The sequence below is a fragment of the Pseudoalteromonas sp. QJM3NY_12 genome (genome assembly GCF_056173165.1).
In genome coordinates this window covers 685,136-700,237 of record NZ_CM149661.1, presented here as the reverse complement: position 1 = coordinate 700,237, position 15,102 = coordinate 685,136, and the positions used below count along the sequence as shown (strand labels likewise).

Here is a 15,102-nt window from a genome sequence, read left to right as displayed (position 1 = left end):
ATTATAGTTGCGCCATTGGTTTTGCTTGGCTTTGCTCATACTCTTCGTACCACGTTTTAAACCCCCACGCTGCCATAACGGTATAAAATATAAAAAGCACGAGTGTTGGGTAATAACCTTTTTCATAATACAAATACATTGATGCAGCATCAATCACTATCCAATATAACCAATTTTCGAGTACTTTTTTAGCTACTAGGTAAGTGGTCACCACTGCAAAGCAGGTAGTAAAACTATCCAGATAAGCAAAGTCTGCATGGGTGTAATTTTGCATCACGTAACCAATCGCTAATGACGCTAGCGTGGTTAATACTATTAAAATGATATGTCGGTTCACAGGCCACGATGTAATCAAACGTTGCGCTTGATTAGCTTTACCTTTTCGCCACACAACCCACCCAAACACAGCCATGTACATGTAATAAAAGTTCAGTAATGACTCCATTAGCAACGCGCCATTCCAATACATTATGGTATAAATAAGCGTACTAAAAAAAGCCGCAGGCCAGCACCATAAATTCTCTTTTATGGCTAATAATAAATACGCCATTGATAAAGCCACCGCAATATACTCCCAATGCGACATGGCAGTGAAACCACTCAGTATTTGCGCTATAAAATCCATCATTATAAAACGACCGTATTTGTTAGGAGGTTATTCGGGAGATAAATCGCCCGAGATAAATTTACACACAAAGATAGCTTTACCATATTGCTCGTATGAATGTTTAATCTCTGTACTGATCACTTGCATTACTAAGTCATAATCACCAAATATTTGAGTCGACATGGTATTCGTGATCACTTTGAGCTCTTCATAGGCATTTACTCTGTCGATAAAGCCTTTAATAAAAGGAATATAATCTTGATGAAGCGGGTATTTACTGATCTCTACTGATAATTTCATTTCAAACTCAACTTTTTAATTATTTGATTTCAACTAATCATTCAACGTAACTTAAATAAAGTGTAAAATTACACTAACACTCAATATAACTGAGCTTATTATGGCACGCAGAATTACCTATACTTTTAAAAATCAACCGCGCGAAATTAACTTCGCAAAAGATAAATACCACGATATGTATCAGGCTATTGCGGCTGCTGAGGGTATCGATTTAACTAATTACTTAAACATGGTACGCCAAATTGAAATGACCTCTAAAGGTTCATCGGCGGTACGCAATTTTCGCGACCAAGAGTTTGCACGTATGGGCTTTAGCGATATTTACTTTATAAAAGAGTAACGATACCGATTAAGTGAGCATCACGATCATTCTAGTAATGTAAACTTAATGGGTATTTTTAAAATAAATATTAGCGCTGGTACTCATAACTTACGCGTGGTGTAATATTACACAATAACTCGTAAGATATAGTATCAGCACATTGTGCAATTTCTTCTACTGGTAACTCCGGTCCCCACATAATCACCTCATCACCCACTTGGACGTTGTGCTCATTATTACCTATATCTAGGGTGATCATGTCCATGGCTACACTACCCACAATACCGTAACGATGACCATTTATAATCACAGGTGTGCCTTCTTTTGCATGACGCGGATAACCATCACCATAGCCCAGTGCAACCACAGCCAACATCGTAGGCTTATCACTATGCCAGCGGCCGCCATAACCTACTTGTTCATGTGCCCCTACATTGCGCACTGCTATTACCTTAGTGGTTAAGCGCATTACAGGCTTTAATTGATGATCTTTACCTGTGTGATTGGCCATAGGCGATACACCGTAAAGCATTAGCCCGGGTCTAACCCAATCACCATGACCACTTGGCCACGCTATAATTCCCGCAGAGTTTGATAAACAATGAGCTTGCTGAACCTCTTGGGTTAAATTACCGAACAAACTTATTTGCTGCACTGTTTTAGTATTTTTTACATCATCGGCACAGGCAAAGTGAGTCATTAAATTTATTTTGTTTTGTGCATTTGGGCTGGCTTGTAGTCGCTGATAAAACATATCAAACTGCTCAGGCGCAATACCTAAGCGATGCATCCCGGTATTTATTTTTAACCAGCAATTTAAAGGCGCATCTAGCTGCGCACTTTCCAGCATTTTCAGCTGTATCTCATCATGAATAATGGTTTGAAAATTATTCGCCAATAAAATAGGTAAGTCTTCTTGATGAAAAAAGCCCTCTAGCAACACAATTGGCTTTGTAAGACCACCGGCACGTAATGCTAATGCTTCATCTATACGCGCAACCGCAAATGCATCCGCTTCGTTTAAATGCTGCGCTATGGTGACTAAACCATGCCCATAAGCATTAGCTTTTAATACCGCCATTACTTTACTATTGGGCGCAAAGCGTTTTACCTGTGCTAGGTTGTGTTCAAGCGCGGTTAAATTAATTTCAGCAGTGGCTAAGCGCATTAGTAATCATCATCTACAGCAGGTCCCGCGTAATTATCAAAGCGAGAGAATTGACCTTGGAAGGTTAGGCGCACTTTACCAATCGGACCGTTACGCTGTTTACCGATAATAATTTCGGCAATGCCTTTGTCAGTACTGTCTTCGTTGTATACTTCATCACGATAAATAAACATGATCAAATCGGCATCTTGCTCAATAGAGCCCGACTCACGTAAATCTGAGTTAATTGGACGTTTATCAGCACGTTGCTCTAGAGTACGGTTAAGCTGCGATAGAGCAACAACCGGACACTGCAACTCTTTTGCTAATGCTTTGAGTGAGCGTGAAATTTCGGCAATTTCTAAGGTACGGTTATCTGACAAGCTAGGTACACGCATTAATTGCAGGTAATCGACCATGATCATACTGATACCGCCATGATCACGTGCTATACGACGTGCACGTGAGCGAACATCGGTAGGTGTTAAGCCTGAGGCATCATCAACGTACATTTTGCCTTTTTCCATGAGTAATCCCATGGTTGATGAGAGGCGCGCCCAGTCATCGTCATCTAGCTGACCAGTACGTACTTTAGTTTGGTTAATTCGGCCAAGGGACGCCAGCATCCTCATCATAATTTGTTCAGAGGGCATCTCTAGTGAGTAAATAAGCACTGGCTTGTCTTGAGTCATTGCGGCATGTTCAGCAAGGTTCATCGCAAAAGTGGTTTTACCCATTGATGGACGCGCTGCCACAATAATTAAATCAGATGGCTGCAAACCTGTAGTCATTTTATCAAGATCAGCATAACCCGTGCTCACACCGGTCACACCATCTTGTGGTGATTGATAAAGCTCTTCTATTTTATCAACGGTTTTTTCAAGTATGTTGTGAATGCTTTGTGGGCCTTCACTACTTTTTGTACGCTGCTCAGCAATTTTAAATACTTTACTTTCAGCAAAATCAAGTAAGTCGTGGCTAGTACGCCCTTCAGGATTAAAGCCCGCTTCGGCTATTTCATTGGCAACACCAATCATTTCACGAACAACGGCGCGCTCGCGAACAATACTTGCGTAAGCGTCAATATTGGCAGCACTTGGGGTGTTTTTTGCTATTTCGGCTAAATACGCAAATCCACCAATACCTGACAGCTGGTTATTTTTTTCTAAACTCTCAGAAATTGTGATTAAGTCAATCGGATCACCAATTTCAGCAAGAGCTGTCATCGCCTCAAAAATAAGCTTATGGGTACGGGTATAAAAATCCTGCGCCACAACAAGTTCAGCTACGCGATCAAATGCTTGGTTATCAAGCATTAAACCACCTAAAACAGATTGTTCAGCTTCTATTGAATGGGGAGGAACTTTAAGAGTGTCGACTTGCTTATCTGGTTTGGCCATAACTTCACAGTACTAAAATTGAATAGCTCTATTCTATCGACTTGGCGGGGCTGTGCAAATAGCAAAGCAGGAAATCTTTTCCTGCTTTTTGTTACTTAAAATAAAATAGCTAATTATTGACGTTTAAGTTCGATAACACCGCTAATAGTATTCATCTCTACGCTAGCATCAGTGCCATTAGTATTAAACTTAATTCCACTTGCTGGGCCATATTTGGCTTTTTGTACTTGATCGTTAGTTAACTGGTTGTCAATTTTACCGCCAGCGTGTGCTTCCACCTCAAATTGTGCTGATAAATCAGCAGGGAAATAAAACGCAGCGTTACCACTAACAGATTCAAAACTCACATCAGCATCACTCAGAAGGCGGTTAATTTGTACCTTAACTTCGCCGTTAACGGTGCTTATTTGTAACTCTTTAATTGTATCTAAATTAAAGTTAATATCGCCATTTACGTTTTCTAAGCGAATATCATTGGCCGTTGAGTTTGATGTAATATCGCCATTAACCGCACTAAAACGAACTTCACCGCTAGATTGCTGATCATCAATCGAACCATTAACAGTTTCAAATTGAACTTTACCATTAAGTGCTTTTGCCTTGATGTCACCATTTACAGTGGTCAGCTTAATATCGCCATTAAGATCGTTTACTGTAATAGCCCCATTAACTACATCAATTTCAGTACCTTTTTGTAACTCTTTGGCCGTTATAGATGCATTAACACCCACGAATTCTAGCGCACTACTTTTTGGCATAAAAATAGTGAGCGTTGAGCCATTGTTGTTATTATCCCAATTAGAAAGTTCAGGCATTTTCACAATAAACTGGGTTTTATTACCCTGTGTTTTAAGTGTGTAGCCTTGTGCCTTATCATCAAGTTCACCGGTTACTTTAAATTGATTTTTATCCCAACCTGTCACTTTAATATCACCACGCTGGTTTTCAATGTGGATCACCCCAGCATTGGGTACCTCAATTTGCTGATCTATTTTTTCACCAGCAAATACGGCCATGGGTAATAAAGCGATCCCTAATATTATTGCTTTCATTTATTTCTCCTAGATGTGTTGCCAACGCGGTGCATGCACCTTGTTAATTAAGTCGAGTTGTTGTTGATAAACTTGCGCTAACATAGACAATAGCGCCTTGTTTTTCGGTTCATTTTCAAGAGTTTGCTTTATTGCTTGCTCTGCATCTTCAAGTTCTTGTAACTGTACTTGCCAATTGTCGGTCAATGCTGCTTGGCTTTGATAATGCACTAGTAAACTTTGTTTTTGTTTAGTAAAAAACTCACTCATTGCCACTGCAGTATTTGCCTCTGGTACTTTAAATAACAATACTGTGCTGACCAAAACCGCGGTAAAGCATGCAGCAATGGCGGTGAGCTTTGGCCAATATTGATTAGTATTAATAGTGGGCTGATTATTAGCTATTATTGCGCGCTCAATCCCATTCCACAGTTCTTTTTTTGGTGGAATATTTTTATCTAACTGGGTTAAAGACTCATTTAAGTAGTCATCAAAATTTGTTTTATTCATTTTCATACCACTGCTTTAATAATTGCCTTGCACGATGATATTGCGCCTTACTAGAGCCTACCGCCATACCTAACAGGGTTGCAATTTCCTCATGCCTGTAACCTTCTACTGCATAAAGCACAAATACCATTCTTGCGCGCTCAGGCAGTCTAACAATTAATTTATCTAGCCCATTTAATCCGTTACAGTCATGTGCAGCTTGTTCATCCATTCCGCTTTGCTCAAAGCTAATTACTTTATTAAGCCAATGTTTTTGTCTGCGCACATAACTAATAGCAATATTACTGGCGACACTATAAAGCCAAGTGGAAAACTGCGAACGCCCGTCAAATTGCGCTATTTTGTTCCATACTTGCACAAACACTTCTTGGGTAGCATCTTGTGCATACTCCTCATCGGCTATAAGCCTCAGGCATAAGCCATAAACTTTTGCTTTATGCATGTCATAGAGCGCTTTATAGGCTAACTGGTCGCCGTTTTTAACTTGATCAATAAGCATTTGCTGCACTTGATCAGTTATTGGCTGATTAGCGTCCATTAACATCGCAAATTTTTCCTGTTTATAATTATGTAATTGCAATTTAACTTATAAGACGCGCAGAAGAATAGAAAGGTTTAAATGAAATAAAAAATATTTGTAGAAAATTAAGGTTTATTTTAGAAAGGTGTTTGATTTTACCCACAACAAACAATTTATTGCTTTGGGTTATAAATTTTAGACACAAAAAAACCGTGCAAAGCACGGTTTTTTTAACTTAATTTTAAAAATTAAGCTTCAGCAATAACGATTACTTTAATAGTAGCTGTTACGTCTGAGTGTACTGCGATTGCAACGTCAAATTCGCCAGTCTCACGGATAGTACCTAGAGGTAAACGAACTTCTGATTTAGCAACTTCAACACCAACAGCTGAGATAGCGTCAGCGATGTCACGAGTACCGATTGAACCGAATAATTTACCTTCGTCACCAGCTTTAGATACTAATGTAACTTCTGCTAATGCTTCAAGTTTGTCAGCGCGTGCTTGTGCTGCAGTTAACTGTTCAGCGATTTTTGCTTCTAGTTCTGCGCGACGTGCGTCAAACGTTTCAATGTTTGCTTTAGTTGCAGGAACTGCCTTACCTTGTGGGAAAAGGAAGTTACGTGCGAAGCCAGATTTAACTACAACCTGGTCACCTAGGCCACCTAGGTTAGCGATCTTATCTAGTAGAATAACTTGCATGTTTCTACACCTTTTAAAAACGTGTTAATCCGCTGCTTACTTATGTAAGTCAGTGTATGGAAGAAGGGCTAAGTAGCGAGCACGCTTAATAGCAGTTGCTAGCTGGCGCTGGTATTTAGCGCTAGTACCTGTGATACGGCTAGGTACGATTTTGCCACTTTCTGTAACATAGTTTCTAAGAGTAGCTAGATCTTTGTAATCGATTTGTTGTACGCCTTCCGCTTTAAAGCGGCAGAACTTACGACGTCTGAAATAACGTGCCATGAGATTAATTCCTCAAATAATTCTTTCTATATGCTGAGCATGCAAAACCAATTGGCTAAGGCCGTTACGACCTTCGTGGCGATTTAAAAAACCACTCACTTGCAATGCCTGCCCAACGTGCAAATGTTGAGTCTGTTGTTGCATTTGCTTACCACTGGCAACCACCTGAAGCCTAACGTAACTATTACGGTTAAGATCTGCTTCAACTTGCATTGATTTATGTTCTACAACAAAAATACAATGCGGTATGCCCGCGGGGCTTTGGCTAAACTTGGGTGTTTTACAAACTACCCCCGATATAACCAGCTGATTCGTATATGGGCTAACCATTATAGTAACTGCTGACTACGTGCCATGCTAGGACTCAAAACAATTAAGCAGCTGGTGCTTCTTTCTTCTCTTCTCTTACAAGAGGAGACGCTTCAGTTACAGCGTTTTTAGTACGCATAACTAAGTTACGAAGCACTGCATCGTTGTAGCGGAAAGTAGTTTCTAGCTCGCTGATTACTTCAGTTGGTGCTTCAACGTTCATAAGAACATAATGAGCTTTATGAAGCTTGTTGATTGGGTAAGCCAGTTGACGACGGCCCCAGTCTTCAAGACGGTGGATAGTACCACCCGCTTCAGTGATAGAACCAGTATAACGTTCGATCATACCAGATACTTGCTCACTCTGATCAGGGTGAACCATGAATACGATTTCGTAATGACGCATGGATATTCCTTACGGTTAATAGAGCCTTCTACCGTTTCGGCCGGTCGGTTTAAGGCAAGGAATTAATAGTTTAAAAGCCGAAATGAGCGCGCATTTTACGCTTAGTAGGATAATTAAGCAAGCAGGTTTTTTAAGCTTTGATAGATAAGTGTTAAAGGTTTCGGGTTTCGGGTTTCGGGTTTCGGGTTTCGGGTTTCGGGTTTCGGGTTTCGGGTTTCGGGTTTCGGGTTTCGGGAAGACATTATTGGATGCTCCCTTTATATCAACAAATAAAATAAAAATAAGTGTTTAATATTTACGAGGTAGACGCCGAGCTTGAAAAGCATAGCTTTAAATTATTTAAGCTCTACATTTACTTCTAAAATATAAACATTTACTCAAACCTAAAGCCGTGCAATTATCAAGCAACACATTATTAAATAAGGATATTTATGAAGCTTTTATTATCGCTTGTATTAATACTTACTTTTAGTACCTCTTTTTTAAGCTATGCAAACACCGCTACAACCGACATAACCGTGGGTAAAAAAGTCATTCTTCAATCAAAAATACTTAATGAAGACAGACCTCTCAGAATCTTCATACCTGAAACCGTAAAAGACGATCAGCCGCTTTATGTTATTTATTTACTTGATGGTGTTGAACACTTTCATACGGCGTCTGGCGTAATCAAATCCCTTGTTGATTACGATCAGATACCTAATGCCATGCTTGTTGCTATTGATACAACTAACCGTGTTCGTGATTACTTACCCAAAGTACAAGGGGAGCCTAAAACGGAGTTTCAAACCTTTGTTAAAAACAAATGGCCTGACGCAGGGCAAACCGATAATTTTTTAAAGTTTGTGTCTGGCGAACTCATGCCCTTCATAAATAGCAACTACCCAACTAATGGTTACAACACCTTAATTGGTCATTCTAATGCTGGTACATTAGCGCTTTATACTTTAGTTAATCAGCCAGAATTATTTAACAACTACATAGCCATAAGCCCAAATAGTTGGTGGAGTGATGAAGAGTTAAAAAGTAATATCACTAAATACACTAAAAACCCTAAAGGCGCTCAAGCGCTATTTATTAGTGTAGCAAGCGAAGGCGCACGCTTTTATACAGGTGCATTAAATACTTTAGTAAATTTAGAGCAACAAATGCCCACGCAGCTGAAATGGGAATATAAGCATTACCCCTCTTTTACTCATATGGGCACCATACTTCCAGCACTTAGCGATAGCTTAATTCACTTATTTAGCGACCTAATATTTAAAGTGACTGACGAGCACGGAAAATTTGCGGATGTATCGCTTATTACCGGTTATTACCAAGCACTTAGTGATAAGTACGGATTTAAGCTTAAAATTCCACAAGATGTGTACGTAGAATTTGCCCACCGCCAGCAAAAGTTTGGCAACACTAAAAAAGCGATAACGACGCTTAAACACTTTACTCGCGATTACCCAAATGCAGCTTACTCCCACATGCGATTATCGCAAGGCTACACGGCTGACAAACAGTTTAAAGAAGCCGTTACCAGCATGACACACGCACTAGAACTTGCTAAACAAAATTCGCGCGACCCACTGTTAATTGATGCACTACAAGATATGGTGAATCAAGCGCAAGAGAATTTGTAGGTGGAAATAAGGAGCTGTGATGACAACTTTAATTATTGATGAACACTCTGGTTCCTGCGACTCAATGTGGTCTGATCAAAATGGGCTTGAAGTAAATGTTCCAGTTAACAAATACTTATTCGTACCTACATTAGAACCTTTTGAATTACATCAATCTGAAAAAATCGGTGCTCCTAAAATTATATTTTATTGTGGTTCATACGAGCAGATAATACTACACCAAGCATTTTCATTAGGGATATTAGACGAAAGCCAATACGCAACTTATGCAAACAATGCTGTTTTATCTGGTCATAGGAGCTTTGGTTATGTAGAGATTTTACTCGATGGCTGGGAGCCTATTTCACACGATAATATAGAAAACAGATTGGGAATTTTATACGGTGGAACTGGCGGTAATCATGCTTCATTCCATTACACTGAATGTTACAGTACTAAACTCGCCGTAGAAGAAGCTATCAAAATAGACCCAAGGTCAGGGCCACCTATCTCACATTATTACCACACGCTCAATGGAGAAGATTATTTTGAAAATTTAGATTATACTGGTAATGAAATTGCTCAAAATGTATACTCATTAACAAGTGAATATATTTCAATGCAAATGGGTGTATCAGGAGGAAATATGAAAGACATTAAATACTCTGGCTGTACTACTTCCGCCACACCGGAAGCTCCGGCAATAAATATTTCTAGTGTAATTAGTCGAGCTCAAAAGTCGCGTAGATTAATATCTCAAAGAAATACAGACACATCAGGAGTTAAATTTCGCTCGGATATGAAGATAACTCCTGAAAAGGTTGAGTTTAAGATGATAAAAGCTTAATTAATCCTCTATTTTATAAAGAAAAAAACCGATGTTTAAATTAAACATCGGTTTTTCTTTGACTGACAGCTGACAGCTGACAGCTAACAGCTAACAGCTAACAGCTAAAAACTAACCACTTTACCTGTTGGATTTCGCTTCGCGAAACCCAACCTACTTATTTACCTATCGCTTCTTTGGCGAAAAGGTGCTTTATTGGCCCAAGGTTATCAACGAGTGAAAGCCCTACTCCCCGAATCAGCTTTTTAACTGGGTTTGCACCTTCAAATAGCTCTTTTAGCCCTTGCATCATGGCGATGTGTTTTTGTGCGTCGAGCTTACGGGTGCGCTCGTAATCACGCAGTGTCCGTGTACTGGCAAATTCTTTGGCGTCTTGACTTAGTAGCTCAATTAAATAATCGGCATCTTTTAGGCCCAGGTTCATACCGAGCCCTGCTAATGGATGAATGGTATGCGCTGCATCGCCCATTAACACCACCTTGCCATTAACCCATTGTTGGGCGTAACGCATTTTAAGTGGGAATGCGACGCGCTTACTTTGTACTTCACATAAACCACATTGGCCATCTATGGCAGCCATAACTGCTTTATTAAAGGCGGTGTCGTCCATTGCTAACAATTCATCACAATGATTCGGGCTGGTAGACCACACAATTGAATGAGTATGCTCATCGCTCAATGGTAAAAACGCTAGCGGCCCTGTAGGTAAAAATACTTGGCGCGCGGTATTTTTGTGTGACTCTTTAGTTTTAACTGTCGCGACTAACGCATGGTGATCGTAATCTTTAAAGCTCAGCGCCATATTAAACTGTTTACGAATCGCTGAATTTGCGCCATCGGCCGCCACCAGCAACTTAGCAATAATAGGTTCGCCAGTTTTTAAATTAATAAATACATCAGACTCACTTTGATGTATTTGCTGATACTCAGTATCAAACATCACTGTGGCATTACTTTGTTGCTCAAGCTCTTTTATTAGCGCAAAGCGAATAATATCGTTTTCAACAATGTGCCCTAAATGCTCAAGCTCAAGTTGCTCGTTATTAAAGGTTATTTTTCCAAAGCTGTCGGCATCGCGTACATCCATGTGCGTATAAGCACAAGCACGCTCAGCTATTATGTGTGGCCACACATTTAATTGCTCCAGTAAGTTCTGGCTGGCAATACTTAGTGCACTAACTCGTAAGCCATAATCATCACTCGGTGGAGCTTGAGTTGGCGCAGCATCTAACACAGCCACGCTAATATTCACTTTAGCAAGCCCGAGCGCCAGCGTTAACCCAACGCAGCCACCACCCACTATACAAACCTGTACTTGTTTCATAAACGTGTACCTTGTTTAACTTGACCCATTAATTGTTTTGCTAATGGGGCTTTTAATGCGGGGAATAAATCCATTGAAAATAGCCCAATACTACGACCAAGCGCTAGCACCCGTGATGAGTTTGAAAAAAGTCGAACCAAGGCATCGGTCAATGTCATTACGGTTTTTATATCACCACTGCGCTTAATTGAATATTGACGAGTAAAAGCATAGCTACCTAAATCATGTTCACTGTTTGCAATTAAGTTACTCAGCACTTGTACGTCGCGCAACCCTAAATTAAAGCCTTGGCCTGCAATTGGGTGAATGGCGTGTGCCGCGTTACCTATTACCACTGTACGATGCGCTGTTAACGATTCTATTTGCCCATAAACTAGAGGGTAACTAGCGCGCATACCGACTTTTATAAACTGTCCTGCACGATAACCAAAGGCAGTTTGCAGCGCACTTATAAAGTCTGGTTCACTTAGCGACACATACTGCTCAATATGTTCTTGGCGCATACACCATACTAACGAATAGCGGTTATTACTCATGGGTAATAAAGCCATTGGGCCATTTTGGGTAAACCGCTCAAACGCCTGATGATGGTGTCCACCAGCGACTTCTATATTGGCAATAATCGCACCTTGTTCATAAGGCTGGGTATTGAAGCCGAGCCCCAATAAATTACGAGTTGGCGACTGTGCACCGTCGGCAATCACCAACAGCTTAGCACTGAGTTTTTCACCACTTTGTAGTGTAAGTTCATTACTATCGGCATTTTGTTTTATCGCTGTTACGCTATCTGGGCACAAAAGCGATATGTTTGATTGCATTAAACGCTGATGCAGCGCTCTGCCAAATGGGTTTACCTCTACCACATAACCTAATGAGGGTTTTGCAAACTCATCACACTGTATATGGGTTTTACCAAAGTGCCCTTTGTCTGACACACTCACTTTTTTTATGGCCGCAGCATAGGGAGCGTTCATTTCAAATAAATTGAGGCTTTGTAAATACTCTACCGACTGCTGGGCAAGTGCGATACTTCTGTCATCAAAGCTTGGATGATAATCAGTGGTTACTTGATTTGCTTCAATTACAGCAATATTTAAGCTGGGATTTTTTTTACTTATACTTAGAGCACAACTTGCGCCGACTAAACCACCACCAATTACTACAATATCAAACTGCTTAGCCACTTTTATCTCCAAGCTTATGCGTTTTTAGCGCTTTGCATTAACGCTTCTATTTCACTAATTGTTTTAGGCACGCTAATGGTTAAGTTGTCGTGACCTGAATCAGTTACTAATAAGTTATCTTCAATACGAATACCTATACCTTGGTATTTTTGAGGCGCATTTGAGTCTTTACTAATATACAGCCCAGGCTCAATGGTTAGCACCATACCCGGCTCTAAGACACGCTCTTGGTTATTAACCTTGTAATCGCCCACATCATGAACATCAAGCCCTAACCAGTGACCAAGACCATGCATGTAGTATTCTTTACAGGCACCTTGTGCCATTAACTCATCAAAATCGCCGGTTAAAATACCTAAATCAAGTAACCCTTGGGTTAGTACTTGCATAGCGAGTTTATTTGCCTGAGATAAAAGGCCACCGGGTTTTATTTCGCTAAATGCGATTTCTTGCGCTTTAAGTACAATATTATAAAGCGCAGCTTGCTCAGTGCTAAATTTACCGTTAACGGGGAAGGTACGTGTTATATCGGCGGCGTAGCCTTGTAGCTCACAGCCTGAATCAATCAGTACTAAGTCGCCATTGTTTAATACGTCGCTATTTTGGGTGTAGTGCAAAATATTGGCGTTATCGCCACTGCCGACAATAGTGCCATAAGCAGGATGTGGCGCACCGTTCATTGCATAGTGATGATGAAGCTCTGCCTCTAGTTGAAACTCGGTTGCGCCAACGTGGGAAAAACGCATGGCTCGCATGTGTGCTCGAGCGCTTATTTCACAGCCCTCACGCATAATGTTAATTTCGCCTGGCGATTTAAATAAGCGCATTTCATGCAATAAAGGGCGAATATCTTTAATTGTACTCGGTGCTGTATCCCCTTTTTTAGGGGCACTGCGCAAAGTGTTAAGCATTGAAAATACTTTGCCATCAAAGGCAGGATACGTCCCTTGTGCATAAAATAAAATCTGTTGGCCGTTCACCAAATTCAATAATTGTTCATTTAGCTCACTAAGTGCATAAGTTTTGTCGAATAAGTATTCGCTTTGTGCTTTTTCAAAACCAATGCGTCTGCCGTGCCATACCTCTGCAAGTTTGTCTTTATCTAAACAAAATAATAGTGAGGGTGTATCACTGTTTTTGCAAAGCACCAACACGGCATCGGGTTCGTTAAAACCAGTTAAGTAAAAAAAGTCACTGTCTTGTCGAAACGGATAATGAGTATCACGGCTACGCGTGAGCTCCGTTGCAGCGGGAATTATAGCAATACTGTTATTATCCATTGCCGCCAATAAACGCTCGCGGCGCGCTTTAAACTCTGACTTTTGTATTTCAACCATTAATAACTAACCCATTACTTTTATTGTGTTGCTCAATTAATGCAGTGTTTTTTTGTTGCTTTGTGGATTTTGCTCTTTGCCTAGCTCAGCAAAACACAATAGCGCCGATACACGGACGTACTCAATCACTTCATGGAGTGCTTGGCTATCTTCTTCGGTTTCTTCAAAGGTTGTATCTAGGCGTGTAATCTCGCTAAAGTCGCTGATCACTTCTTTTACATCTGCCGACAGCTTGCCATAATCTTTTTGCTTTAAGCCAAAACCCAACATAAACCCAGCTACCCATGATACGAGCCCGTTAGCCTGATCGATGAGTGTTTCGTCATCACTAGGTAAAAACAAGTCAAATTGAAACTCTTCGTTATTAAAACTTTCAACCACTTGTTGATAAATTTGGCCAAAAAACTGTTTTAAATCGTTGCTAAACGACTCGCCATCATTAAATACATCGCTCAGTAAGCCTAAGTATTCTTTATCGTCAATGCTTAGCCCACAAGCAAGTAAGCCGCTAATAACGCCATGCGCTTCTGCGGGTGATACAAATATTTCATTTTTCTCTAAAAGAAGTTGGGCTTTTTCGTAATCTGGTAAGTTATTCATAATGACGTCTTCGCTTTGCTAATTAAAGCAATGCTACCACTCGATAAAAAGCAACTCCAATGAATTCTATGACTGAGGTCAAAAGCACGCCATTGAAAAGCAAATTGAGCTCAAAAAGCAATCTTAAAAGTAAATACAAGATTAGGGTCTGTTGACCCTTCAAGGTTAAATTTGCAGCAGTCTGTTTGGTATTTAGGCAAGGCAGAGCCTATGTGGTGTGGTTATTCCCCATAAATAGGCGATAACGCAGCATCAATGCCAAACAGGCGCTGCCCGAAGAGTTCTGCCTAGGGGCGATTTACTCTTTGTTGCTCGGTTTTTACTTAGCCCACTAGGTTACAAACCTCGCGCCGCGATTAAACCACCCCTAGTTTGAACAAATTTTAATCCGCAAAGATCAACAGACCCTAAATTTGGAGGAAAACTGAGCGAACAGTTTAATTTTTTACGATTGGGGTTTAAGGATTGGAATATGTCTTATATACTAAATTTGTTCCCTAGGGTGCAGGAGCTTGGTTAAGTCCCTGAGCCGATAAATTTTATACCAGGATTTTTGTTCGTTTACTATTGTGCAAGCTCGGCATGTACCGAGAAGCCTACGGTAAACCGCAGATTTCCGCCCTGAAACCTCAAGGTTTCAGGACTGACACCGGGCACCGCATTCTCGGGGAACACCTTCCTTT

The 15,102-nt window shown here is 40.4% G+C and carries 18 protein-coding genes and 1 other RNA gene; 4 read left to right on the top strand and 15 right to left on the bottom strand.

Features of this window, described 5'->3' with window-relative positions; all coding sequences use genetic code 11:
• Position 1 precedes the first annotated feature (1 nt).
• Entirely contained in the window at positions 2-625 is a 624-nt protein-coding gene (gene pnuC, locus AC0VZ5_RS03295; RefSeq protein ID WP_475474748.1) for a nicotinamide riboside transporter PnuC, read from the bottom strand.
• A 30-nt stretch (positions 626-655) separates the two neighbouring features.
• Entirely contained in the window at positions 656-907 is a 252-nt protein-coding gene (locus AC0VZ5_RS03290) for a hypothetical protein (protein ID WP_138605248.1), read from the bottom strand.
• A gap of 100 nt (positions 908-1,007) precedes the next feature.
• On the opposite strand from AC0VZ5_RS03290, the gene AC0VZ5_RS03285 reads away from it, so the two are divergent.
• The gene (locus tag AC0VZ5_RS03285; RefSeq protein WP_004588463.1) at positions 1,008-1,247 is read left to right on the top strand and encodes a DUF2960 domain-containing protein; all 240 of its coding nucleotides are present in this window, start codon (positions 1,008-1,010) and stop codon (positions 1,245-1,247) included.
• 70 nt (positions 1,248-1,317) lie between these two features.
• Here the strand turns inward: AC0VZ5_RS03285 and alr are convergent, their stop codons facing one another.
• The 9 genes from alr to rpsF all read right to left on the bottom strand — a co-directional run bounded on the left by alr (position 1,318) and on the right by rpsF (position 7,517).
• On the bottom strand, positions 1,318-2,397 hold the full coding sequence (alr, locus tag AC0VZ5_RS03280; RefSeq protein ID WP_475474263.1) for an alanine racemase: 1,080 nt from the start codon (positions 2,395-2,397) through the stop codon (positions 1,318-1,320).
• Positions 2,397-3,776, bottom strand: a complete 1,380-nt coding sequence (dnaB, locus tag AC0VZ5_RS03275; RefSeq protein ID WP_475474261.1) for a replicative DNA helicase — start codon at positions 3,774-3,776, stop codon at positions 2,397-2,399. The genes alr and dnaB overlap by 1 nt, the downstream gene beginning before the upstream one ends.
• Before the next feature lie 113 nt (positions 3,777-3,889).
• On the bottom strand, positions 3,890-4,828 hold the full coding sequence (locus AC0VZ5_RS03270; protein ID WP_010390853.1) for a DUF4097 family beta strand repeat-containing protein: 939 nt from the start codon (positions 4,826-4,828) through the stop codon (positions 3,890-3,892).
• Positions 4,829-4,837: 9 nt separating this feature from the next.
• Positions 4,838-5,323, bottom strand: a complete 486-nt coding sequence (locus tag AC0VZ5_RS03265) for a hypothetical protein (protein ID WP_475474259.1) — start codon at positions 5,321-5,323, stop codon at positions 4,838-4,840.
• Positions 5,310-5,861: an RNA polymerase sigma factor gene (locus tag AC0VZ5_RS03260; RefSeq protein ID WP_054202246.1), complete on the bottom strand. Its 552-nt coding sequence runs from the start codon at positions 5,859-5,861 to the stop codon at positions 5,310-5,312. Before AC0VZ5_RS03260 ends, AC0VZ5_RS03265 begins: the two co-directional genes overlap by 14 nt.
• 224 nt (positions 5,862-6,085) lie before the next feature.
• Entirely contained in the window at positions 6,086-6,538 is a 453-nt protein-coding gene (gene rplI / locus AC0VZ5_RS03255) for a 50S ribosomal protein L9 (RefSeq protein ID WP_008110407.1), read from the bottom strand.
• Positions 6,539-6,574: 36 nt separating this feature from the next.
• Positions 6,575-6,802: a 30S ribosomal protein S18 gene (rpsR, locus tag AC0VZ5_RS03250; RefSeq protein ID WP_002962753.1), complete on the bottom strand. Its 228-nt coding sequence runs from the start codon at positions 6,800-6,802 to the stop codon at positions 6,575-6,577.
• 12 nt (positions 6,803-6,814) lie between these two features.
• The gene (priB, locus tag AC0VZ5_RS03245; RefSeq protein WP_008466122.1) at positions 6,815-7,132 is read right to left on the bottom strand and encodes a primosomal replication protein N; all 318 of its coding nucleotides are present in this window, start codon (positions 7,130-7,132) and stop codon (positions 6,815-6,817) included.
• A 43-nt stretch (positions 7,133-7,175) separates the two neighbouring features.
• Positions 7,176-7,517 carry a 30S ribosomal protein S6 gene (rpsF, locus tag AC0VZ5_RS03240; RefSeq protein WP_008110420.1) on the bottom strand — a complete coding sequence of 114 codons (342 nt, stop codon included), beginning with the start codon at positions 7,515-7,517 and terminating at the stop codon, positions 7,176-7,178.
• A 431-nt stretch (positions 7,518-7,948) separates the two neighbouring features.
• Here rpsF and AC0VZ5_RS03235 point away from each other — a divergent pair, with 431 nt between their 5' ends.
• Positions 7,949-9,148, top strand: coding sequence for an alpha/beta hydrolase-fold protein (locus tag AC0VZ5_RS03235; protein WP_475474255.1), 1,200 nt, complete (start codon positions 7,949-7,951; stop codon positions 9,146-9,148).
• A 19-nt stretch (positions 9,149-9,167) separates the two neighbouring features.
• Positions 9,168-9,974, top strand: coding sequence for a hypothetical protein (locus tag AC0VZ5_RS03230; RefSeq protein WP_475474254.1), 807 nt, complete (start codon positions 9,168-9,170; stop codon positions 9,972-9,974).
• A 157-nt stretch (positions 9,975-10,131) separates the two neighbouring features.
• Here the strand turns inward: AC0VZ5_RS03230 and AC0VZ5_RS03225 are convergent, their stop codons facing one another.
• Genes AC0VZ5_RS03225 through AC0VZ5_RS03210 form a run of 4 tightly spaced genes read right to left on the bottom strand, consistent with a single transcriptional unit; the run spans position 10,132 to position 14,419 of the window.
• A complete protein-coding gene (locus AC0VZ5_RS03225) occupies positions 10,132-11,298 on the bottom strand; it encodes an FAD-dependent monooxygenase (RefSeq protein WP_475474252.1) in 1,167 nt (388 codons plus the stop codon).
• Positions 11,295-12,482, bottom strand: a complete 1,188-nt coding sequence (gene ubiH, locus AC0VZ5_RS03220; RefSeq protein ID WP_475474250.1) for a 2-octaprenyl-6-methoxyphenyl hydroxylase — start codon at positions 12,480-12,482, stop codon at positions 11,295-11,297. Before ubiH ends, AC0VZ5_RS03225 begins: the two co-directional genes overlap by 4 nt.
• Before the next feature lie 14 nt (positions 12,483-12,496).
• Positions 12,497-13,819, bottom strand: coding sequence for a Xaa-Pro aminopeptidase (gene pepP, locus AC0VZ5_RS03215; protein ID WP_055012860.1), 1,323 nt, complete (start codon positions 13,817-13,819; stop codon positions 12,497-12,499).
• 36 nt (positions 13,820-13,855) lie between these two features.
• Entirely contained in the window at positions 13,856-14,419 is a 564-nt protein-coding gene (locus AC0VZ5_RS03210; RefSeq protein ID WP_008110427.1) for a UPF0149 family protein, read from the bottom strand.
• Between the two features lie 491 nt (positions 14,420-14,910).
• On the opposite strand from AC0VZ5_RS03210, the gene ssrS reads away from it, so the two are divergent.
• Positions 14,911-15,094: non-coding RNA, 6S RNA (ssrS, locus tag AC0VZ5_RS03205), on the top strand.
• Positions 15,095-15,102: the final 8 nt, after the last annotated feature.